Origin of the sequence: Nonomuraea phyllanthi, assembly GCF_006334985.2 — a bacterium.
Taxonomy (GTDB): domain Bacteria; phylum Actinomycetota; class Actinomycetes; order Streptosporangiales; family Streptosporangiaceae; genus Nonomuraea; species Nonomuraea phyllanthi.
This window is the reverse complement of the sequence record NZ_VDLX02000009.1, coordinates 220,816-242,062: the sequence shown is the minus strand read 5'-3', so window position 1 is coordinate 242,062 and position 21,247 is coordinate 220,816. Positions and strand designations below refer to the sequence as shown.

The window sequence follows — 21,247 nt, the reverse complement described above, 5'->3', positions numbered from 1 at the left end:
GAAAGGAAGCAAGCCATGTCGTTCACGATGAAGATGAACGTGGAGGGTGACACCGCCACGATCCGGCTGGCCGGCGAGCTCGACGGCAGCTCCGCCCCCGACCTCAACGACCTGGTGACGCAGGCCGTGGGGCGGCAGGTGGGCCGGCTGGTGCTGCTGCTCGACGAGCTGACGTACATGTCGTCGGCGGGCGTGCGCTGCCTGGTGTTCGCGCACCAGAAGCTGCCGCGCGGCTCGCAGATCACCCTGGTGGGCACCAAGCCCGAGGTGGCCGAGACGATCCGGCTCACCGGCTTCGACCGCAGCATCGTGATGCGGTGATGCTCGCCTGCCGGCTGAGGATCGACGTCCGGCACGTGTCCCTGCCGGGGGTCGTGGCCGATTTCATCGAGGCGCTGGCGGGCGAGGCGGGGCTGACCTCCCGCCAGGCGTACTGGCTGCGCCTGGCCGCCGACGAGATCACCACCAACATCGCCCACCACGGCTACCGGGGCGAGGGCGGGGTGGTGGACCTGTCGGGGGAGATCGAGCCCGACCGGCTGCGGGTCAGCATCGAGGACGACGCGCCGCCGTTCGACCCCGGCTGCTACGACCCCGCGCCCCGGCTGGCGGTGCCGCCCGCCCAGCGCGACGAAGGCGGTTACGGGCTGCTCCTGGCCATGGGGAAGGTCGACGAGTTCCACTACGAGTACGTCGGCGGCCGCAACCGCAACACCCTGATCATGCGACTGCTTGGAGGCGCGAATGCCGACGGCCCTGGTGGTCACCGAACCGGCTGACCCCACCTCCCCGGCGGTGCTCGAACTCGACGGGGCGCTGCGCGCGGAGGGCTTCGAGGTCGAGCTCGTCGTCCCGGACGACCTGGTGCTGTCCCATCCGCACCCCGACCTGCTGCTGATCTCGGCGGCGCTCGGGCTGCAGCGGATGGCGCTGGTCAGCCAGCGGTTCCTGGTCGACGGGCGGATGCCGACCATCGTGGCCTTCCCCGACGACGACCTCGGCGCGCTGGAGGAGTGCGTACGCGCCGGGTTCGACTACGTGACCCGGCCCTTCCTGCCCGGCCTGCTGCGCAGCCGGGCGAACTCCTGCTGGGAGCGCTGGCAGCTCAGCACCGCGGTCGAGGAGATGGCGGCGCTGGCCAGCCTGCGCGAGTACGAGCGGGAGCTGCGCATCGCCCGCGACATCCAGGCCGGGTTCCTGCCGGAGTCGCTGCCCCGGCTGGACGGCTGGGAGATCGCGGCCAGCTTCCGCCCGGCCCGGCAGGTGGCCGGCGACTTCTACGACGTGTTCACCATCGTCAACGGGCGCCGGCTGGCGCTGGTGGTGGCCGACGTGTGCGACAAGGGCGTGGGGGCGGCGCTGTTCATGGCGCTGATCAGGACCCTGCTGCGGCACACGGCCGAGCACACCGGGTACGTCCAGGACGTCGGCGACGACGCCGCCGCATCGCTGGACAGGGCGCTGGACGGACCGATGGGCGAGTCGGCGCTGCCGCTGCTGTCACTGGGCGCGGGGCCGCTCATCCAGGCCGTGGTCGGGACCAACCGGTACATGGCCCGCAACCACCTGAAGCAGGCGTATTTCGCGACGATGTTCTTCGGGGTGCTGGACCCGTGCTCGGGGGATCTGGTCTACATCAACGGCGGGCACAATCCGCCCATCGTGGTCCGCGCCGACGGCCGCCAGACGCTGCTGCCGCCGACCGGGCCCGCGGTCGGGATCCTGGCCGACAGCTCGTACACGCTCGGGCACGTGCAGCTCGGGCCGGGCGACGCGCTGTTCGCCTACACCGACGGGGTGGTCGAGGCCAGGAACGCCGCCCACGGCCTGTTCGGCACCCCGCGGCTGCAGGAGGTGCTGGGAGCGTCGGGGGCGCACGCCGAGGGCCTGCTCGCGGCGGTCGACGGGGCGGTGCGGACCTTCGTGGGGGCGGCCGAGCAGTCCGACGACATCACCACGCTGGCGCTCACCAGGAATCCGTCCCGGACCCAGCGCCGGCACTCGCCCCGGAACACGGCCCGGAATTCAGCCCGTAATCCGCTCCCGAATCAGGCCCCGGATCCGCGCTGACGGCCGGCTGTCAGCGCGGGGTGCCAGGGGGCGGGTGCGGGGGGCTCAGGCGGCGACCATCGACATGGCGGCGGCGACGTCCCAGCCCGAGGCGGGCTCGCCCCCGTGGAAGCCGGACGCCAGCAGCGTCGCCTCGCCCGCCCGGCCCGCCAGCAGCAGCGCGTCGATCAGGTATGCGGTCAGGTGCGCCGGCAGCCAGGGCGGTCCGGCCCCCATCCCGCCGGCGGTGAGCGCGAGCGCGCGCCGCAGGTGGAAGACCGCCTCGTCGGGCCGGGTCCGCAGCCCGGCCATGGCCTTGGCCGCGTGCACGAACAGGGCGGTCTCGCGGTCCGTACGCGGGATCTCGCCGACGTCCCCGGCGGGCCGGCCGCTCAGCGCCATGATCCAGGCCCGGTAGGCGAGCAGCAGCGGCCGCCGCCCGCCCTCGGCGGCGAGCGCGAGCCGCAGCAGGAAGTCGGCGGCCTCCTCGGGCCTGCCCTGCCCGCAGGCGAGGTTGACCGCGCGGGCCAGCGCCAGGTGCGGCGTGCCGTCCACGATCTCGCCGGGCAGGGAGTCCAGGAACGACATGCTGTCGCGCCCCCTGCCGCGCAGCAGGAGCAGGTGGGCGAGCGGCACGGAGACGGTGTGTCCCTCGCCGCACCACGCCGCCGCCTTGCACAGCTCGAACGCCCGGTCGAAGGCCGGCGCCGCCCACGCCTCCCACACCGCGTCCACCAGGTGCGGGGTGGCCGCGGCCGGGTCCACCGGCGGCAGCCACTCGGTGGCGCACTGGAACTCCCAGCCGGCGGCGCCCCTGGTCAGGCGCTCGGTGAGGCGGCGCCCGACCAGGAAGTCGTGCAGCAGGCGGGGGTTGCCGCCGCTCGCCGCGCGCAGGGCGTCGGCGGTGGCCTGGCGCACGTGCCCGCCGGCCACCGCGGCCAGCAGGGCGGCCACCTCCTCGGCGGTGAGCGGCGCCAGCTCGACGGTCCGCGCGCCCGGCTCGAACCGCAGGCAGTCCACCGGGTCGGGCCGCCGCGCCGCGGGCCCGGACAGCGTCGTGACCAGCACCCTGACGTGCGCGTGGCGGCGGGCGGCGGCACGCAGCGCCAGCAGGCTCCCGTCGTCGCCGGCCTGCGCGTCGTCCATGAACAGCAGCACCGGGCGGTCCCCTGCGATCGCCTCCACGCGGGCGGCGACCTCGGCCGCGTCGTCCCCCGCACGCAGCCGCACGATCTCGTAACGCGCCGCCTCGGGTGATTCCAGCACGTGCTCCGCCAGCCGGCTGCGCCCGACGCCGGGCTCCCCCGTGACGACGATGGGGCCCGCGGAGGCGTCCCCAAGGGCTGTCCGAATCATGGTGAGTTGCTCGCCCCGCCCGATGAAATGCCACTTCATTGCGTTAATCCCTCGTATTGAATCGGCGAATTCATGCTTTGGGAACAATGCCGTAACGTCAATACTGATATGACGAAATCGGCCCGTGGTGACAAATATCCCGTGGGACTCCTAGACTCGGGATGGCCATCCTGATCTGCTGGCGCGGGGGACGCACGGAGGATTCTGTGACAGGCGACAGCTGGAGTAGGCAAGAGCTCGCCCGATTCCTGCGCAGCAGGCGTGCCCGGGTCATGCCCAAGCAGGTCGGCCTGCCCGAGGGCGGCGGCCGCCGGACGAAGGGGCTGCGGCGCGAGGAGGTGGCGGTGCTGGCCGGGCTCAGCCCGACCTGGTACACGTACCTCGAACAGGGGCGCGACATCAAGCCCTCGATCCAGGTGCTCGACAGCCTGGCCAGGGTGCTCGACCTGAGCGAGGACGAGCGCCGCTACATGCACACCCTGGTGCACGGCCAGGTCGCCAACCCGCAGCCGCTCGACGGGCCGACGTGGGCGGGCGGCGTGATGCGGCCGCTGGTCGGCCTCATGAACGGCAGCGAATACCCGGTGTACGCCACCGACATCCACTGCAACCTGACCGCCTGGAACGACGCCGCCGCCGAATGGTACGACGACTGGGGCAGCCACGCCCCCGAGCACCGCAACATGCTGCGCTGGCTGCTGGTCGCGCCGAAGGCGAAGGAGCGGCTGCCCGACTGGGAGCGCGTCACGTGCGACGTCATCGCCCGCTGGCGCTCGGAGCTGGCCAGGTGGCCGCAGGACGACCTGCTGACGGCCAGGGTCGACGAGTTCTCGCGGCTGAGCCCGCTGTTCGCCGGGCTGTGGCACCGGCACGAGGTGCAGGAGCACCGCAGCCTCACGCGCCGGTTCCGGCACCCCCGGCTGGGCCTGCAGACGCTGCGCATGGCACTCATGATCACCCCGGACGAGCCGCTGGTCGGGCTGGTGATCCACTTCCCGGTGCCCGCCGCCGGGTGACCCGGTTCTCCCGCTCCCGGTATTTCGTCATCTGTTGATTGACACCCGCGGGGGCGCGCCGGACCTTAGGTGATGTCGTTCGGCCAACCAACAAGGGCGCCCGGGCGCCGGCGGATTCCCGGCGGGCCGGGCGCGGACGGGAACGGGCCCATGGACGTGAACCCCATGGACGTGAACAGGGGGCGAGATCCCATCGCCATCGTCGGCGGCGCCTGCCGGCTGCCCGGCGCGCGCACCCCGGCCGACCTCTGGCGGATCGTCAGCGGGGGCCGGGACGTGGTCGGGGTGATCCCGCGGGATCGGTTCGACCTCGGCACCGCCTCCGGCCGCCGCCGCCCCGACGTGCTGGAGGGCGCGGGCGGCTACCTGGACGACATCGCGGGCTTCGACGCGCGCTTCTTCGGGGTCACGCCGTTCGAGGCGCTGCGGATGGACCCGCAGCAGCGGGTCCTGATGGAGGTGATCTGGGAGGCGCTCGACGACGCGGGCATCCCGGCCGAGAGCCTGGCCGGGAGCCGCACCGGCGTCTACACGAGCCTCCTGCCGTCGGGCTACTGGGACCTGCTGCGCCGCGCCGGGATGTACGACATGCACGCCGCCCTGGGGGCAGCCGTCAGCGGCATCTTCCCCGGCCGCGTCTCCACCCGGCTCGACCTGCGCGGCCCCAGCATGGGCGTGGAGGCGGCGTGCGCGACGTCGCTGCTGGCGGTGCACGTGGCCTGCCGGGCGCTGTGGTCGGGCGAGGCCGACCTGGCCATCGTCGGGGGCGCCAACCTGCAGATCGTGCCCGACCTGTACTTCGCGCTCGCCGACGCCGGGGTGCTGTCCAGCTCGGGGCGGTGCCGGTTCGGCGACGTGTCGGGCGACGGCTACGTGCGCAGCGAGGGCGTGGTGGCGCTGATCCTCAAGCCGCTCTCGCGGGCCCTGGAGGGCGGCGACCTCCCGTACGCGACGATCCTGGGCAGCGCCGCCACCCACGACGGCCGCACGGGCGGCTCGCTCGTCGCCCCGGGCCTCGAAGGGCACGAGACGATGCTGCGTACGGCCTATCTCGACGCCGGGGTCTCCCCCGGCGACGTCGACTACGTCGAGGCGCACGGGCCCGGCACCCGCGCCGGGGACCCGACCGAGCTGGCCGCGCTCGACCTGGTGCTGCGGGAGGGCCGGGAGGAGGGACGGCGCTGCCGGGTCGGGTCGCTCAAGTCCAACATCGGGCACACCGAGTTCGTGTCGGGGCTGGCGGGGCTGCTCAAGACGGCCCTCGCGCTCCGGCACCTGACCATACCGGCCACCCTGCACGTGTCCGAGCCGCACCCGATGCTGCTCGATCCGGCGGCGGCCGTCGAGCTCGCGCTGTGCACGCAGGACTGGCCGCGGCGCGGCACCCCGGCGCTGGCGGGGGTCAGCTCCTTCGGCATGTCGGGCACCAACATCCATCTCGTGCTCTCGGAGACGCCGCGGCCCGCGCCGGCGTCGCGGGCTCCGGCGCGGCCCGCCTACGTGCTGCCGCTGTCGGCACGGGACCCGCAGGCGCTGCACGCGCTCGCCGGCGCGTACGCCGACCTCCTCGACCCTCCCGCCCCTCCCGACCCTTCGCACCCGGACTCCCCGCACCAGGACCGGCCAGAACTCGGGGAGGCGGAGTTCGGGCAGGAGCTCGGGCGGGCAGAACCGGATCGTCCAGGGGCGGATCTCGGCGACGTGTGCTTCAGCGCGGGCGCCAGGCGCTCGCACCTCGAGTACCGGCTGGCCGCGGTCGGCGGGGACGCGCGGGCGCTGGCCGCCGCGCTGCGGGAGTTCCGCGCGGGCGGGCAGGGCGACGGGCGGTCGCTGCTCGTCGGCGAGCGCCGCGTGACCTCGCCGCCGAAGGTCGTGTACGTCTTCCCCGGCCAGGGCGGCCAGTGGGCGGGCATGGGCAGGCAACTGCTGGCCGCCGACCCGGTCTTCGCCCGCCATCTCGGCGAGTGCTCTAGCGCGCTGGCCCCCGAGCTGGGCTGGTCGCCCGTGGACGTGCTCCGGCGCGGGGTGCCGCTGTCGCGCGTGGACGAGATCCAGCCGACCCTGTGGGCGATGCAGGTGGCGCTGGCGGCCGTCTGGCGCGAGTGGGGCGTCGAGCCCGACCTGGTCATCGGGCACAGCATGGGCGAGATCGCCGCCGCCGTCACCGCCGGGGCGCTGAGCGTGGCCGACGGCGCGGCCGTGGTCGCCAGGAGGAGCCGGCTGCTGCGGGACCTGCGCACACCCGGCGCGATGTGGGCCGTGGGGCTCGGCGAGGAGGCCGCCCAGCAGGCAATCGCGCAGGCCGTCGGCGAGGCAGTCGGGGAAGGCATCGGGCAGGCCGTCGGGGAAGGCATCGGTGAACACGCCGGGCAGGTCTGCGTGGGCGTGATCAACAGCCTGCGCTCGACGGTGCTGTCCGGCGACCCCGCGGAGCTGGAGCGGATCGTCGAGCCGCTGCGCCGCGCCGGCGTCTTCTGCCGCCGGGTGGACGTGGACTACGCCTCGCACGCGCCGCAGGTGGAGCCCGTACGTGAGGCGCTGCTGGAGGCGCTGTCCGCCATCAAGCCGAACTCCTGCGCCGTGCCCCTCCACTCCAGCGCGCACGACCGGATCGTCGAGGGCACGGATCTGGACGCGGGGTACTGGTTCGAGAACCTGCGCCGGCCCGTCCGCTTCGCCGCCGCCACCCGGGCCGCGCTCGCCGACGCCCGGCCGACGCTGTTCGTCGAGATGAGCCCGCACCCGGTGCTGCAGCAGGCGCTGGAGGAGGAGGCCGGGGCGGCAGGCGCGAACGCCGCCGTGCTGCCCTGCCTGCGGCGGGACGTGCCGGACGCCGCCGCCCTGGGCGCCGCGCTCGGCCAGGCGTACGTGCTGGGCTGCCGTCCCCGCTGGGACCGGGTTAATCCCGGCGGGCGGTACGTCCGGCTCCCCGGCTACGCCTGGCAGCGCCGCCACTTCTGGCCCCAGCCGGCCGCGTCCCCCACCCCTCCGAGCCCCACGTCTCCGGGCCTCTCGCCTCCTGGCCGCACGTCTCCCGGCGCCACGTCTCCCGGTCTCGCCTCTGCCGGCCCCACCGCTTTCGCTCAGGCTCTCTCCAGCCCGGTGGCCTCCGATCCGGCACTCGCCGGCCCGGTGCCCCACGGTCTCGACCTTTCCGGCCCTGTGCCGTACGGTCCCGACCTTTCCGGTCCCGTGCGGTACGGTCCCGACCTTTCCGGTCCGGGGTCCTATGGCCCGGCCCTTTCCGGCTCCGGGCCTCACGGTGCCGGTCAGGAGCCGGGTCCGGCGCGGCGGGAGGTGCCGGACGTGGCCGCATTGTCCACGTCCGAACTCACCAAGCTGGTGGCCGACCTGGCGTCGCAGGTCCTGGCGGTGCCCGGGCACGAGATCGGCATGGACGTGCCGCTCACGCTGCTCGGCCTGGACTCCGTGCTGGCCACCCGGTTCAGCGAGCGGATGCGGCGCGAGCTGGGCGTCAGCGTGCCGGCCGGCCACCTGCTCGGCCCGGGCACGCTGCTCGACCTCACCACCGAATTGCGTTCGGCGGCCACCGTATGAGAGAGCCGCTTGAGAGAAACGCGTGAGAGAAACGCGCCCGGAAAGCGATATCGCGGACGAGGCTCCGGAATTTCGGAGCCTCGTCCCGCTCATTTGAGCATGGCATTCCGACTACCAGCACCAACTGATTCTTGGGTATTCGTGTCAAGTGCCGGAAGGATACGGGGCATGGTGACAGCCGTGGTGGGAACGCTGGCCGGCGCCGCGCTCGTGGTGGCGGTGTGGTCGAGCGTCGTGCTGACCGTGTTCACCCCCCGGGGCCGGCCGACCCGGCTCGTCCGGGGCGTCGTGCGGGCGTTCGCCGGGCCGCTCCTCGCGGTGGCCGGCCGGGTGCCGGCCGCCGCCCGCGAGCCCCTGCTCGACCTGTGCGGGCCGCTGGCCGTGTGCACGGTGGCCGGGATCTGGGTCGGCGTGTCCTCGGCCGGGTTCGCGCTGCTGGAGGGGACGCCGCTGGGCGAGGCCGAATGGGCGTCTGGGCTGCTGCTGGTCGCGGTCATCGCGACGTACCTGGTGCAGTTCTCGGCCGCGTACGGCCGGCGCGAGCGGCTGGTCGCGAGGCTGGCGGGCAGCGTGTGCAACCCGCGCGACGCCGACACCATGCTCGCGGTCTACCTCAGGACCGGCTCGCGCGACCACCTCGACAGCATGTTCGCCGAGTGGACGGGGTGGATGGCCGAGGTGGAGCACTCGCATCTCGCCCATCCGGCACTCACGTTCCGGCGCCCGGCGGGTGATCTCGACTGGCTCAAGGCGGCGGTGATCGTGCTGGACGTGGCGGCGCTCATCGAGGCGCTCGCGCCGAGCTGGGCGCCCGCGCACACCCGGGCGCTGCTCGCGACCGGGACGCGCTGCATGCACCGGCTGGCCCACGGGCTGTGCATCACGCTGCCGCCCATCCCGGTGAGCCTGCAGGGGCGGGAGGAGCGCAACTTCTCCGACACGCTGACGCTGGCGGGCGAGGCGGGGCTGCCGGCCGAACGCGACCCGGTGGAGGCGTGGGACGTCTTCCAGGACCTGCGCACCGGGTACGCGCCGCACGCCTACGCCATCGAGACGCGGCTGCGCTACGACCGGGTCGAGGAGCCGGACGAGGTCGGGGACTGACGCTCCCCGGCCGACCCGGCCGCCGCGGGGCGCGTTCCGTCCGCCGTCTGGCCGGGGAACGCGATGACGCCGCTCAGGCGGCTGCCCTCCGGGACCCGCACCTCGTGCCCGAGCGCCGTGAAGCCCGAGACGACGGCCGGCCGCTCGGGCGACGACTCCACGCGCGCCATCACGCCCACGTAGGCGTCGCTGAGCCGCGCGCCCGGCCCGATGATCGCGCCGTCCATGCAGGCCACCCGCTCCAGCCGGCACCACGGGTGCAGGTCGGCCTCGTCGCCGACGTACGAGTCCCGCAGCACGACCCCGGGCCCGATCTCGACGTCCCGTCCGATCCACGCGCCAGGCCCGATGTGCACGAGCCCGGCGGCCAGCTTCTCGGCGAGCGTCAGCCCGCTGACCTCGTCGCGGCGCGCCAGCGAGGCGGGGTGGATCACGGGACCGCGCGGGAGCCGCAGGCTCGGGTAGCCACCGGCCAGCGCCTCGGCCATGGTGAGCAGGTAGCCGCGGGGATTGCCCAGGTCGCCCACCTTGTCCAGGGGCGAGCACGAGACGGGGTGGCCCCGCGAGACCAGCCAGGGCAGCAGGTCGCCGCCCCAGTCGAGCCCCCGCCGGGCCAGCGCCGCCAGCTCGTCGGTGGCGGCGAGCCGCCGCAGCCGGGCGCAGTCGACCAGGTAGAGGCCGGCGTTGATCGGCACCCGGTCCGGGTCGGCGGCCAGCGCCTCGATGGTCCGCATCGACGGCTTCTCGATGAACCGCTCGATCCGGCCGGCGCCGTCGGCGATCAGCGTGCCGTACGTGCCCGCCACCTCCGCCGCCGGCCGGTGGGCCAGGCCGACGGTCACGACCGCGCCGCTCGCCAGGTGGTCGCGGACGAGCCCGGCCAGGTCGAGCTCGAAGAGCGAGTCGGTCGGAAAGACCAGGGCGTGGCCGCGCAGGCCGTGCTCCTCGATCACGCCGAGCGTCGCCTGCCCGGAGCCGGTGTTGTGCCGGTCCGTACGGGGCCGCGAGTAGCGCACCGAGACCCCGAGCCGCTCGCCGTACCCGAGCGCCTCCTTGACCTGGTAGCGGTTCTCCCGCCCGTTGGCGGCCACGTGGAAGCTCGTCACCCCCTGGTCGCGGAAGGCGGCCACGAGCCATTCGACGAGCGGCCGGCCGAGGAACGGCACGGCCGCCTTGCTCCTGATGTGACCGGAACCCTCCAGGGTGAGCGGCCGGGCGCGCAGGCCGCGGCCGCCGGCCAGCGCGATGGCGGAAATCGACGGCATGAAATCTCCAGGGACGGTGCGGTGAATCATTCGTACCATTCACTACCGGAATGCGGCCTGTTTCGGCCTCCGACGGCCGGGATTTCGTCAGGTCCGTCTCTGACAAAGACGTTATGGCTCCGTTAAGTCGGGGTGCCGTGCGGCCGCGCCGGATATTTATCGTGGGCGTCCGTGACCCGTCCGCGAAGGAGGACGCCATGCGCGCAGCCGTCATCACGCGACTCAATTCGGCATGGGAATTCCAGGACCTCGCCGACCCCGAGCCGGGGCCCGGCCAGGTCGTCGTCCGCATCCACGCGTGCGGCATGTGCTACAGCGACGTGCTGGTCCACCGCGGGCACTGGCCCGTGCGGCTGCCGATCGTGCCGGGGCACGAGCCGGTCGGCGAGGTCGTGGCGCTCGGGCCAGGCACCACCACGCTGCGGGTGGGCGACCGGGTGGGCGTCTCGTGGATGCAGCGCGGCGAGGGCCGCTGCGCCGCCTGCCAGAGCTGGCACCCGGTGGCCTGCCCGCACACCACGACCTGGATGGACCTCGGCGGCGGCTACGCCGACCTCATGGTGGCCTGGGAGACCGGGTGCACGCTGCTGCCCGACGGCCTGGACTACACCGACGCCGCGGTCGCCTTCTGCGCCGGGTTCACCTCGATGAGCGGCCTGCGCAACGCCGAGCCGCGGCCGGGCGAGCGGGTCTGCGTGCTCGGCGTCGGCGGGCTCGGGCACATGGCGGTGCAGCTGGCCGCCGCGATCGGCCTGGAGACCGTGGTGCTCACCACCTCGCCCGACAAGGCGGAGTACGCCAGGGAGCTGGGCGCGGCCGAGGGCGTCGTCGTGGGCGACGACCCGGGCAAGGCGCTGGCCGACGCCGGTGGCGCGGACATCATCCTGGCCACGACCACCTCCGCGGACCTCGTCGCCCGCGTGCTGTCGGGCCTGCGCTACGGCGGGCGACTCGTCACGATGGGCGTCACCGGCCCGCTGCGGATCGACGACATGACGACGCTGCTGTTCAAGCAGTGTTCGATCAAGGGCAGCACCCACAACAACCGCTCCGACCTGGTCGAGGTGCTCACGCTCATGGCCGCGGGCAAGGTCAGGCCGCGCGTGGAGACGTACCCGTTCAGCGAGATCAACGAGGTGCTCAAGCGCGTGGAGGCCGGCCAGGTGCGCTACCGCGCCGTACTCACCCCCAACTGACCCACCCCCAACCGAGGAGGACCGCACATGTCCGAGCCCCCGATCGTGGTCGCGAACCGGGAGCACCTGTGGTGGCTGCTCAACGAGGCCTCGCAGCTGGAGCACATGATCCTGTGCCAGTACCTCTTCGCGGAGGCGAGCCTCAAGAGCGGGACGGAGGAGGGCCTGACGCACGAGCAGGCGGACGCGGTCGCCGGCTGGCGCAAGGTGCTGCAGTCCATCGCGGTCGAGGAGATGCTGCACCTGGCGCTGGTGGCCAACCTGCTGGCCGCGATCGGCGCGGCCCCGACCTTCGGCCGTCCCAACTTCCCGCAGCGCTCGGGGTACTTCCCGGCCGGCATCCAGCTCGACCTGCTGCCGTTCGGCGAGCAGGCGCTGCGCCACTTCCTGTACCTGGAGCGGCCCGAGGGCATGGAGCTGCAGGACGCGGAGGAGTTCGAGCCGGTGCCGCCCACCCGCTCCCGGCTCGACCCCGGCGAGCTCATGCCCAGCGGGCAGGAGTACGCGACCATCGGCCACCTGTACCGCGGGCTGGAGGAGGGGCTGCGCGCGCTCTGCGCCCGGCTCGGGGAGCGCGCGGTGTTCGTGGGGTCACCGCGCGCCCAGGCCACGCCTGAGCTGTTCCGCTGGCCGCAGATCGTCGCGGTCACGGACCTGAGGTCCGCGCTCACCGCGATCGAGCTGATCATCGAGCAGGGCGAGGGCGCCCGCGGCGACTGGGAGCAGGCCCACTACGGGCGGTTCCTGGCGATGTGGCGGGAGTACGGGCGGCTGCGCGAGCGCGACCCGAACTTCGAGCCGGCCCGGCCCGCGCTGGCCGGCTACCTGCGGCAGCCGTACAACATCGCCGAGGCCCAGCCGCTGATCACCGATCCTGACACGCGGCGGGCCGCCGAACTGGCGGCGGTGGCGTACGAGCTGGTCCTGCACCTGCTGACCCGCTTCTTCACCCACACCGACGAGACCGAGGAGCAGCTCGGCCTGCTCGTCGGCACGTCGATCAGCATGATGGCGGACGTGCTGCGGCCGCTGGCCGCGACGATGGCGACGATGCCGCTCGGCCCCGAGCATCCCGGCCGCACGGCGGGGTTCGCCTTCGAGATGTACTACGCCATGAGCAACTTCGTGCCCTGGCGCGAGCCGTCGTGGGCGCTGCTGCACGAGCGGATGCGGGTGCTGGTGGAGCGCTGCCGCGCCGCCGAGGCGGCCGGCGGCCGGGCTGCCGGGGTCGCCGCGGCGGCCGGGACCCGGGTGGCCGAGCTGGCCGAGCGGGTACGCGCGCACGTGCCGCCCTCGCTGCTCCCGTCGTAGGACCTCACGAAATACCTCGCGCCGCCCGGCCGACTTGCCAATGTGCGCGTCGCCTCTTTGACGCCGGCCGGACCCGCGGAAAAAGAATTGACCCATGCGAGGTGTCATGGAAATCAGCGCCGAATTCACGGTCGGCGAACTGTCCGGCCGATGGCGCAGCCCGGAAGCCTCCGAAGTATTCCCGGGAATATTCGGGGTGGACGACTTCTGGCTGCACAGCCCGTTCTGGGCCATTCATTTCAACGCCTACAAGGACCCCGGCTGCGACGGCCGGCTCTTCGAGCTCGTCACCATGGGCATGTTCGAGCTGCTGGAGCCGAGCCGGCGCACGCCCGGGGCGCGTGACGCGAACTTCTCCCGGGTCAAGGCGTGCCTGCGAGTGTTCGACACCGGGCTGATCGCCGGCGCCGACGAGGTGAGGGCGGGCGACGGGCACTGGCGGGCCGGCGAGTGGCAGGACGTCTCCCACGGCGGCTGCTCCATCCTCGACGTGCCCGGCGTGGACGAGTGCCCGCTGGAGTACGACCTGCTCGGCCTGGCCCGCTCGCACGACCGGGGCGAGGATCGGCTCCACTTCGGCCGGCGCGACCACGACGAGGACGGCTCGATCTGGACCCGCCGCTCCCCCGGCCTGCTGGACTACTACGTCGTCCGCGTGACCGGCGAGCCGCCCCGGGTGGGCGACGGCGCGGAGTGGGGGCCCGCGGAGTGGACCCACGTCACGAGCACGTACACCCTCACCCCGGCCACCCCCACCCCGGACGATCGGAGGCACTCGTGACCACCACCCAAGCCGCGGTAGTCGAATCGCCGGGAGCGGCCTTCACGCTGCGCGACGTCGAGCTGGACGCCCCCCGCCACGGCGAGATCCTCGTCAGGATGAAGGCCGCCGGGATCTGCCACACCGATCTCACGGTGGCCGCGGGCCACATCCCGTTCCCGCTGCCGGGCGTGCTCGGCCACGAGGGGGCGGGCGTCGTGGAGGAGACCGGCCCGGGCGTGACCAAGGTCAGGCCGGGCGACCACGTCGTGCTCACGTTCACCTCGTGCGGGAGCTGCCCGTCCTGCCGGATCGGCCACCCGGCCTACTGCACCACGTGGATCCCGCAGAACCTCATCGGCGGCAAGCGGGCCGACGGCAGCTCGCCGATCAGCAGGGGCGGCGCCCCGCTCGGCGGCCGGTTCTTCGGCCAGTCGTCGTTCGCCCGGCACGCCGTCGCCGACGAGCGCAGCGTGGTCAAGGTCGACCCCGACCTGCCGTTCGAGCTGCTGGCGCCGCTGGCGTGCAGCGTCCAGACCGGCACCGGCGCGGTCTGGAACACGCTGCGCCCCGAGCCCGGCACCACCATCGCCGTGATCGGCACCGGCGCGGTGGGCCTGGCCGCCGTCATGGGCGCGGCGCTCACCCCGGTCAACGAGATCATCGCCGTCGGCCGGCAGGCGGCGCAGCTTGAGCTGGCCGCCAAGATCGGCGCCACCCGCACCATCGACTCGACCGGCCTCGACCTGGCCGCCGAGCTGCGCAAGGCCACCGGCGGAGCGGGCGTCGACTACGTGGTCGAGGCGGTCGGCAACCCCGAGGTGCTGCGCGCCGGCATCGAGGCGCTCGCCCCGCGCGGCGCGGTCGCCGTCGTCGGCGCTCCCCCGTACGGGGTGGAGGTCTCCGTGGACGTGCACCGGCTTTTGCCGGGACGGCGGATCCTCGGCGTGTGCGAGGGCGACAGCGACCCGGACCGGCTCATCCCGCTGCTGGCCCGGCTGATCCGCAGCGGCCGGCTGCCCGTGCAGCCGCTCATCAAGGAGTACGACTTCGCCGACATCCAGGCGGCGGCGGACGACTTCAGGTCCGGCAAGAACATCAAGACGATCCTGCGGTTCGACACCTGACGACCCTTGGAGCCAGGAATGAACACCTTCGAGCTCGGCGACTTCACGCTCACCTCCGGCGCCACCCTGCCGGGCGCCCGGCTGGCCTACCAGACCTTCGGTGAGCTCAACCAGGCCAAGGACAACGTGGTCGTGTTCCCGACCATTCTCGGCGCCCCCGCCGAGGTGCTCAACGGCTGGATCGGCGAGAACCGGGCGCTCGACCCCCGCAACCACTTCATCGTGCTGCCCGGCCACTTCGGCCTCCCGCCGTCCTCCGCGCCGAGCAACACCGCGCGCCGCCCCTTCCCCGCCGTGTCGATCGCGGACGACGTGATCGCCCAGCGCCGGCTGCTGGACGAGGTGTTCGGCGTGCGCGAGGTGCGGCTGGCGCTCGGCTGGTCGGTCGGGTCGCTCCAGGTGTACGAGTGGGCGCTGCGCTTCGGCGACGACGTGCGGAACATCGCCCCCATCGCCGGGGCGCCGACCCCGCCGCCGTGGACCAAGCTCTGGCTGAAGACGGTGGTGGAGGAGCCCATCACCTCCGACGCGAACTACGCCGGCGGCGCCTACACGGACGCGGCGAGCGTCAGCGGCGGCCTGACCGGGGTCGCCCACGGCTCGGCCCTGACCGCGCCGCCCCGCTCCTTCTACTTCGAGGGCGCCGACGTGTGGCGCACCCTGGGCTTCGACAGCGTGGACGCGTTCGTCAAGGGCTTCTGGGAGGGCTTCTGGCTCCCGCAGGACCCCAACGACGTGGTCGTCCAGGCCCGCAAGGCCCGCGCCGCCTGGCCGGGCGCCGAGGGCGAGTCGCTGCGTGACCTCCTCGGCCGGATCAAGCCGAGGACCACGATCGCCGCGTTCACCGGCGACGCCCTGTTCCCGCCGGACGAGCTCAGGCAGTACGCCGAGTGGATCCCCGGCGCGACGTTCCGGCAGATCGACAGCGTCTACGGCCACCTGGCCACGTTCGGGCTCGCCGAGCCGGACGTGAAGGCCGTCGACGACGTGATCAGGCACGCGCTGGAGAGCTAGCCGTGTCCGAGTCGGAGTTCCTCAGATTCCTCAAGACGGCCAGGTCGGATCCCGGGCTGCTGGCCCGCTACTCCTCCATGGACCTGCCCAGGGTGCTCTTCCACGCCCGCAACGACGGGTTCGCCTTCACCGAGGCCGACGCGAGCCGGGTCATCGGCCGGCTGGAGGCCGAGGTCGTCATCGACAAGGACAAGGAGCCGTTCGACGGCGGCAGCACCCTGTGGCGCCACATGTGGGGCACCCGCTACCTCGACTACCTGGTGGAGCACGTGGTCGCCCGTTACGACGGGGAGGGGCCGTCATGAGCGCCGCCAACCTCGTCGCCTTCCTGCGCGGCCTGGCCGAGCGGCCCGAGCTGTGCGACCGGCTCAAGGACAAGCCCAAGGACGAGGTCATCGCGGCCGCCGCCGAGGCCGGGCGGCCGTTCACCGCGCAGGAGTTCGACACGCTCATCTGGGAGCTGGAGGAGCGGCTGGCGCACGAGCGCGGCGAGGAGTTCGACGCGCGCTTCCCGCTCTGGAACCTGCTGTGGGGACGCTACTACCTGGAGTTCCTCGTCCACGACCTCGTGCCCAGCCTCGACGAGACCGGCCTGCTGGCCGGATTGGAGCCCACGCCATGATGCGAAACGCCCTGTACATCGGGCGCGAATGGAACGTCGAGCACGACCGGCGGGCGCGCATCGGCGACGCCGAGCTGAGGTACGCCGTGCTCGGCGAGGGCGAGCCCGTGCTGTGCATCCACGGCACCAGCATCGCCGACAGCCTCATCACCCCCATGCGCTTCTATCCGCCGCTGCTGCGCGAGTACCAGCTCATCAGCTACTACCGGGCCGGGTACAACGGCAGCACCATGGACAAGCCCGAGGTGAGCATCGAGGACGGCGCGCGGCACGCCCGCGAGCTGCTCGACCACCTGGGTATCGAGAAGGCGCACATCATGGCCTTCTCGTTCGGCGGCGTGATCGCGTTCCAGTTCCTGCTGTCCTACCCCGAGCGGGCGCACAGCGCGATCCTGCTGGAGCCGTACCTGCCGCGCGAGGAGCCCGACGCGATCACCGCCAACGTCGACGCCTTCATGAACGCGATGAAGCTGTACGAGACGGGCGACAAGCTCGGCGCGGCCCAGCTGTACATGGAGGCGGTGTGCGGGCCGAGCTTCCTGCCCGCGGTGGAGATGACGGGCCCGCTCGACGTGTGGGACCGCGTCGAGGAGTGCGTCGACACGACGTTCACCGTCGACTTCCCGGCGATCTCGCGGTGGGCCTTCAAGCCGTCCGAGGCCGACCGGCTGGTGGCGCGCAAGCCCGGCATGCCGGTGCTGGCGGTCATGGGGCTGGACAGCGAGTCGGTCATGCCGGGGTTCCGCGAGACGCAGCGCTTCCTCATGAACTGGCTGCCGCAGGCCGAGCGGTGCGGCATCCCCAACGCCACGCACGGGTTGCAGAGCATGAACCCGGTGGCCGTGGGAGAGGCGGCCTACACGTTCCTCAAGCGCCACCCGATGTGAGAACCGGGGCGGGTCCGGCAGCGGCCCGCCCTGCCTCGCGGGGCGGGCCCGGCAGCGGTCCTGCCCCGCGGTGCTCCTATCCGAAGTCGTAGCCGACCTGGACGGTGACCGTGAGCGTCTCCCGCCCGGGACTGATCGAGGCGCCGCTCTCCGCCGCCGCGGCGGCCAGCCTCATCGGCTGAGGGCCGCCCCTGACCTCCTCGTTCACCGAGACCACGCGGCCCAGCGGGCGGCCGGCCAGCTCGGCGTACTGGGCCGCCTTGGCGGCGGCGTCCCTGAACGCCCTGACCCTCGCCACCCGCAGGAAGCGCGACGGGTCGGACACCTCGAACGCGACCCCGTTCAGCCGGGCCTCCTCGCCCACGCCGGCCACCGTGTCGATGACGTGGTCGGCCCTGCCCAGGTCGCGCACCACCACCTCCACGCCCTGCGCGGCCCGGTAGGCGGCCACCTTGGGGTACGCCTCGTACTCGGGGCCCAGCGACAGCTCCACCGTGCGGACGTCCTCCGCGGCGATGCCCGCCCCGGCCAGCGCCTCGGCCAGCCTCGCGGCGGCGGACCTGACGGCGGTGAACGCCTCCGCCGCCGATCCCCTGCGGACCTCCACTCCCGCGTGCAGCCGCAGGACGTCGGGTGCGGCCAGGACGGCGCCCTCGCCGACGACGGTGATGTCCACGCCAACCCCCTCGGGACGGGTCTCGCCTCGATATTAGACGCCCGGCCCCGGTATGTCCGGCCCGAACATCGATCGCCTCCCGGCCCCCACCCCGTGCGCCACCGCCGATCTCGCCCGCGCTCCGTGACGTCGTTCCGTCCACAGGGGTGCCCCTCCAGCACATCACCGGCACCCGCCGGGCCCGGGCGTCCAGAGGGCCATCTCGGGCGGGAGCGTCCAGGAGGCCGTCAGCCGTCGCGGGCGGGCGGGGGCGTGTCCAGGACGAGCACGGCGATCGTCTCGGCGTGCCGGAGGTGGGTCCGGCGCCGGGAGCCGGGCAGGCGCACGAAGCGGGCGGTCCCGAAGTCCGCCGCCCCGGGCGCCTTCCGCGTGCCCGTCCCGACCACCGTGACCGGCACCTCGGGGAGCGGCCGGTCGGCGCGCATCCGGAGCAGCTCCGCGGCCATGTCACGCCGGGCCACCCACTCCCCCGCCACCGCCACGTGCACCCGGCCCGCGCGGTAGACGCCGTACGGATCGGACAGGCCGGTGAGGAGCCGGTGTGCCGAAGGCCCCACGAGGCGGGCCAGGGCGGTCGCACCCCACGTACAGCCGACCGAGGGCAGCCACCGGCCGGCGCTCGCGGCCAGGGCGAGCGGCCCGCGCTCCGGGACGCGCGCCGGGTCCACCAGGACGAGCCCGGCCACGCACAGCGGGTGCAGCCTCGCGAACGCCTCCGCGTACCAGCAGCCCATGCCCTGGGCGACGACGATCACCTGTTCGGGGTGCGCGGGTGCGAGCGCGGCCAGGCGGGCGGCCTCGCGGTACAGGCTGGGCGGGTCGGGCGAGCACGGGCTGAGGCCGAGACCCGGGCGGTCGAAGCGGATGACGCGGTGGCTGGTCGCCAGTCGCCCGGCCACCGCGTCCCAGTGGAACCAGGCGCCGCCGAGTCCGGCCGCGATGAGCACGGCAGGCCCGCTGCCCTGCTCGACCACGTGCGGCCCCCCGTCGCATCCGCAGGTCCCGCCGGATCCGGGACCCATCTCGGATCCACGGTTCCCGCCGGGCCCGGAACCCTCACCGGATCGCCCGTTCCCGGCAGGACCGGGATCCCCCTCGGGTCGCCCGTCCCTGGTGGAGCCTCCGTTCCCGGCCGGCGGCGGGAGCCCGGGTGAGGGGCCGCCCGACGTGCCGTTCCCGCACGGCGGCTCGCAGCCGGGCACGTCGTCCGACACCAGCAGCCGGAGCGCCGCGTACACCAGCCACACCGCGAACACCGTCAGCTGCGCCCGGTGCGCGAGCCCCACCCCGTGCCGGTACAGGTACGCTCCCACCACGAGCACCGTCGCCAGCAGCCCCAGCGACGTGAACAGCCACGACACCCACGACCGCCACCGCGCGCTCAGCAGCGCCATCGCGGCCAGCACGGCGGCCGTGCCCAGCGCGCCCGTCGCCAGATGCACGTAATGGGCGGACGACAGAGCCCGCCGCCCGCAGGACGGGTCGCTCAGCGTGGCGCAGTCCAGCGGGAAGATCGCGGCCGCGAGGGTGAGCAGCCCGAACGCGGCCAGCGCGAGCCAGCCCCGCCACTCGCGCGCCACCCTGGGCACGAGCGCCACCCCGCCCGCGCACGCCAGGCCGGACAGGGCGTCGCTGACCCGGAACAGCCCCGTCCACGGCTGGTCGCGGGCGGCCAGCTCGCCGACGTACCCGTCGGTCCTGTCGACCTCCGGGGTGGTGAACTGGCCGGTGATCCACGCGCTGCCCAGGACGGCCGCCACGATGAACGCGGAGGCCGCGAGGACGTACAACCTTCGCTCCACGTGAGCATTAGATCACTTAAAGTGACTAATGCCTGGTCAGACGCCGGGCGCGCCCCAGACCGGGAACCAGCGGCCGAGGTCCTGCTCCAGCGGCAGCTCCCCCTCCAGCACCCCTCTGACCTGGAGCTCCAGTGCGTTGTCCCGCCTCTGCCCGGCGAGCGGGGAGAACGGATAGAAGGTGCCGCGTTTGTACAGGTACACGACGGCCAGCCGCCTGCCGTGATCCTCCTCGGTGAACGACACCAGCGAGCACAGCAGCGAGGGCCCGAACCCGGCCGACTCCAGCGACGAGTTGACCGCGTGCAGCTCGGTGACCAGGTCGGCGAGCGCGTCGGGCGGGCGGCGCACCAGCAGCCAGGTGTAGCCGTAGTCGTCGTGCGACTCCTCGACGCGCTGGCCGAGCAGTGCCTTGATGTCGCGTTCGAGCGTCGCGAACGCGCCGCCCTCCGCGGCCCTGAACGCCACGGAGCCGAGGCCGGTGGGCTTCAGCCCGGTCGCGGCCTGCAACGTCACCGCGGCGGACGGCAGCGCGAACAGCGCGTCGAGGTTGGGCCTGACCGGTTTCGACCGGCCGAGCAGCGCGTCGAGCCAGCCCATGCGGCCTCACCCCCTCCCGAGCTGGCGCGAGATGTTCGTCAGCTGCTCAAGCCGCCGTTCGAGCGACGGGTGCGTGGAGAACAGGTTCGCCAGCGACTGGCCCGGCGCCGCCGCCGGGGCGAAGTAGAAGGCGTTGAACGGCGCCGCCTCGCGCAGGTCCTGCGTCGGGATCCGGGCCATGTCCCCGCTGATCTTGACCAGCGCGCTGGCCAGGGCGGACGGGCGCTGCGTGAGCAGGGCGCCGGCGCGGTCGGCCGACAGCTCGCGGTAGCGCGACAGGGCGCGGGTGAGCAGGAAGCTGATGGCGTACACGATGACGGAGGCGAGCAGGATGATCAGCCCGACGGGTATCCCGCCCTGTCCGTTGCTCCGGCGGCCGCCGAGGCCGGAGTACAGGGCGAATCTGGTCATCAGCCCCGCCACGATGCCGAGGAACGAGGCGATCGTCATGACGGCCACGTCGCGATGGGCGACGTGCGACAACTCGTGCGAGAGCACCCCTTCGAGCTCCTGTGGCTCCAGGCGGCGCAGGATGCCGGTCGTCACGCAGACGACGGCGTTCTTCTGATTTCGGCCGGTGGCGAACGCGTTGGGGACGTCGGAATCGGCGATCGCCACCCTCGGTTTGGGCATGTCGGCGAGCGCGCACAGCCGGTCGATCAGGCCGTGCAGCTCGGGGGCCTCCTGCCGGGAGACCTCCCGCCCGTGCATCGCGAACAGCGCGATGCGGTCGGACAGGAAGTACTGCACGAGCAGCAGACCCCCGGCCACCACCAGCACGGTGAGCGCCCGCACGCCAAGGGCGATCAGGACGCCGACGAACACGACGTAGAGCAGCCCGAGCAGGAACATCGTCACGACCATGCGGCTGGTCAGGCCGCGGTCGGACGCGTACCGCGTGCTCACG

General features: G+C 73.3%; 20 protein-coding genes. 14 read left to right on the top strand and 6 right to left on the bottom strand.

Going from position 1 to position 21,247, the window contains the following annotated elements; all coding sequences use genetic code 11:
* The first annotated feature begins 15 nt into the window (after positions 1 to 15).
* The 3 genes from FH608_RS24960 to FH608_RS24950 are packed head-to-tail and all read left to right on the top strand — an operon-like array spanning position 16 to position 2,070.
* Positions 16 to 321 carry an STAS domain-containing protein gene (locus FH608_RS24960; protein ID WP_139633020.1) on the top strand — a complete coding sequence of 102 codons (306 nt, stop codon included), beginning with the start codon at positions 16 to 18 and terminating at the stop codon, positions 319 to 321.
* A complete protein-coding gene (locus FH608_RS24955; protein ID WP_226899887.1) occupies positions 321 to 779 on the top strand; it encodes an ATP-binding protein in 459 nt (152 codons plus the stop codon). The genes FH608_RS24960 and FH608_RS24955 overlap by 1 nt, the downstream gene beginning before the upstream one ends.
* Positions 745 to 2,070: a PP2C family protein-serine/threonine phosphatase gene (locus FH608_RS24950; protein ID WP_139633018.1), complete on the top strand. Its 1,326-nt coding sequence runs from the start codon at positions 745 to 747 to the stop codon at positions 2,068 to 2,070. Before FH608_RS24955 ends, FH608_RS24950 begins: the two co-directional genes overlap by 35 nt.
* A gap of 45 nt (positions 2,071 to 2,115) precedes the next feature.
* On the opposite strand, the gene FH608_RS24945 is transcribed toward FH608_RS24950, so the two are convergent.
* Positions 2,116 to 3,444, bottom strand: a complete 1,329-nt coding sequence (locus FH608_RS24945) for an ATP-binding protein (protein ID WP_139633017.1) — start codon at positions 3,442 to 3,444, stop codon at positions 2,116 to 2,118.
* A gap of 233 nt (positions 3,445 to 3,677) precedes the next feature.
* Between FH608_RS24945 and FH608_RS24940 the strand changes: the two genes are divergently transcribed.
* The 3 genes from FH608_RS24940 to FH608_RS24930 all read left to right on the top strand — a co-directional run bounded on the left by FH608_RS24940 (position 3,678) and on the right by FH608_RS24930 (position 9,083).
* On the top strand, positions 3,678 to 4,421 hold the full coding sequence (locus FH608_RS24940; RefSeq protein WP_455430072.1) for a helix-turn-helix transcriptional regulator: 744 nt from the start codon (positions 3,678 to 3,680) through the stop codon (positions 4,419 to 4,421).
* A gap of 150 nt (positions 4,422 to 4,571) precedes the next feature.
* Positions 4,572 to 7,979, top strand: a complete 3,408-nt coding sequence (locus FH608_RS24935; protein WP_193318608.1) for a type I polyketide synthase — start codon at positions 4,572 to 4,574, stop codon at positions 7,977 to 7,979.
* A 168-nt stretch (positions 7,980 to 8,147) separates the two neighbouring features.
* Positions 8,148 to 9,083, top strand: coding sequence for a hypothetical protein (locus tag FH608_RS24930; protein WP_139633014.1), 936 nt, complete (start codon positions 8,148 to 8,150; stop codon positions 9,081 to 9,083).
* Here the strand turns inward: FH608_RS24930 and FH608_RS24925 are convergent.
* Entirely contained in the window at positions 9,044 to 10,348 is a 1,305-nt protein-coding gene (locus FH608_RS24925; protein WP_193318607.1) for a sugar phosphate nucleotidyltransferase, read from the bottom strand. The genes FH608_RS24930 and FH608_RS24925 overlap by 40 nt on opposite strands.
* Positions 10,349 to 10,545: 197 nt before the next feature.
* Between FH608_RS24925 and FH608_RS24920 the strand changes: the two genes are divergently transcribed.
* From FH608_RS24920 to FH608_RS24885, 8 genes are all read left to right on the top strand, one after another.
* Entirely contained in the window at positions 10,546 to 11,544 is a 999-nt protein-coding gene (locus FH608_RS24920) for an alcohol dehydrogenase catalytic domain-containing protein (protein ID WP_193318606.1), read from the top strand.
* Between the two features lie 27 nt (positions 11,545 to 11,571).
* Positions 11,572 to 12,855, top strand: coding sequence for a ferritin-like domain-containing protein (locus tag FH608_RS24915; protein WP_139633011.1), 1,284 nt, complete (start codon positions 11,572 to 11,574; stop codon positions 12,853 to 12,855).
* Between the two features lie 106 nt (positions 12,856 to 12,961).
* Entirely contained in the window at positions 12,962 to 13,636 is a 675-nt protein-coding gene (locus FH608_RS24910; protein ID WP_139633010.1) for a hypothetical protein, read from the top strand.
* Positions 13,633 to 14,742, top strand: a complete 1,110-nt coding sequence (locus tag FH608_RS24905) for an NAD(P)-dependent alcohol dehydrogenase (protein WP_139633009.1) — start codon at positions 13,633 to 13,635, stop codon at positions 14,740 to 14,742. The genes FH608_RS24910 and FH608_RS24905 overlap by 4 nt, the downstream gene beginning before the upstream one ends.
* A gap of 18 nt (positions 14,743 to 14,760) precedes the next feature.
* Entirely contained in the window at positions 14,761 to 15,756 is a 996-nt protein-coding gene (locus tag FH608_RS24900) for an alpha/beta fold hydrolase (RefSeq protein ID WP_139633008.1), read from the top strand.
* 2 nt (positions 15,757 to 15,758) lie between these two features.
* Complete coding sequence (locus FH608_RS24895) at positions 15,759 to 16,061, top strand: Nif11-like leader peptide family natural product precursor (RefSeq protein ID WP_139633007.1); 303 nt, start codon at positions 15,759 to 15,761, stop codon at positions 16,059 to 16,061.
* Positions 16,058 to 16,378 carry a Nif11-like leader peptide family natural product precursor gene (locus FH608_RS24890; protein WP_139633006.1) on the top strand — a complete coding sequence of 107 codons (321 nt, stop codon included), beginning with the start codon at positions 16,058 to 16,060 and terminating at the stop codon, positions 16,376 to 16,378. Before FH608_RS24895 ends, FH608_RS24890 begins: the two co-directional genes overlap by 4 nt.
* On the top strand, positions 16,375 to 17,265 hold the full coding sequence (locus tag FH608_RS24885) for an alpha/beta fold hydrolase (protein WP_226899853.1): 891 nt from the start codon (positions 16,375 to 16,377) through the stop codon (positions 17,263 to 17,265). The genes FH608_RS24890 and FH608_RS24885 overlap by 4 nt, the downstream gene beginning before the upstream one ends.
* 76 nt (positions 17,266 to 17,341) lie before the next feature.
* Here FH608_RS24885 and FH608_RS24880 read toward each other — a convergent pair whose 3' ends face one another.
* The 4 genes from FH608_RS24880 to htpX all read right to left on the bottom strand — a co-directional run bounded on the left by FH608_RS24880 (position 17,342) and on the right by htpX (position 21,246).
* Entirely contained in the window at positions 17,342 to 17,941 is a 600-nt protein-coding gene (locus FH608_RS24880; protein WP_139633005.1) for an SIMPL domain-containing protein, read from the bottom strand.
* A 227-nt stretch (positions 17,942 to 18,168) separates the two neighbouring features.
* A complete protein-coding gene (locus FH608_RS24875; RefSeq protein ID WP_139633004.1) occupies positions 18,169 to 19,743 on the bottom strand; it encodes an alpha/beta fold hydrolase in 1,575 nt (524 codons plus the stop codon).
* A gap of 36 nt (positions 19,744 to 19,779) precedes the next feature.
* A complete protein-coding gene (gene pspAB / locus FH608_RS24870) occupies positions 19,780 to 20,340 on the bottom strand; it encodes a PspA-associated protein PspAB (protein WP_139633003.1) in 561 nt (186 codons plus the stop codon).
* A gap of 6 nt (positions 20,341 to 20,346) precedes the next feature.
* Positions 20,347 to 21,246, bottom strand: coding sequence for a zinc metalloprotease HtpX (gene htpX / locus FH608_RS24865; RefSeq protein WP_139633002.1), 900 nt, complete (start codon positions 21,244 to 21,246; stop codon positions 20,347 to 20,349).
* Position 21,247: the final 1 nt, after the last annotated feature.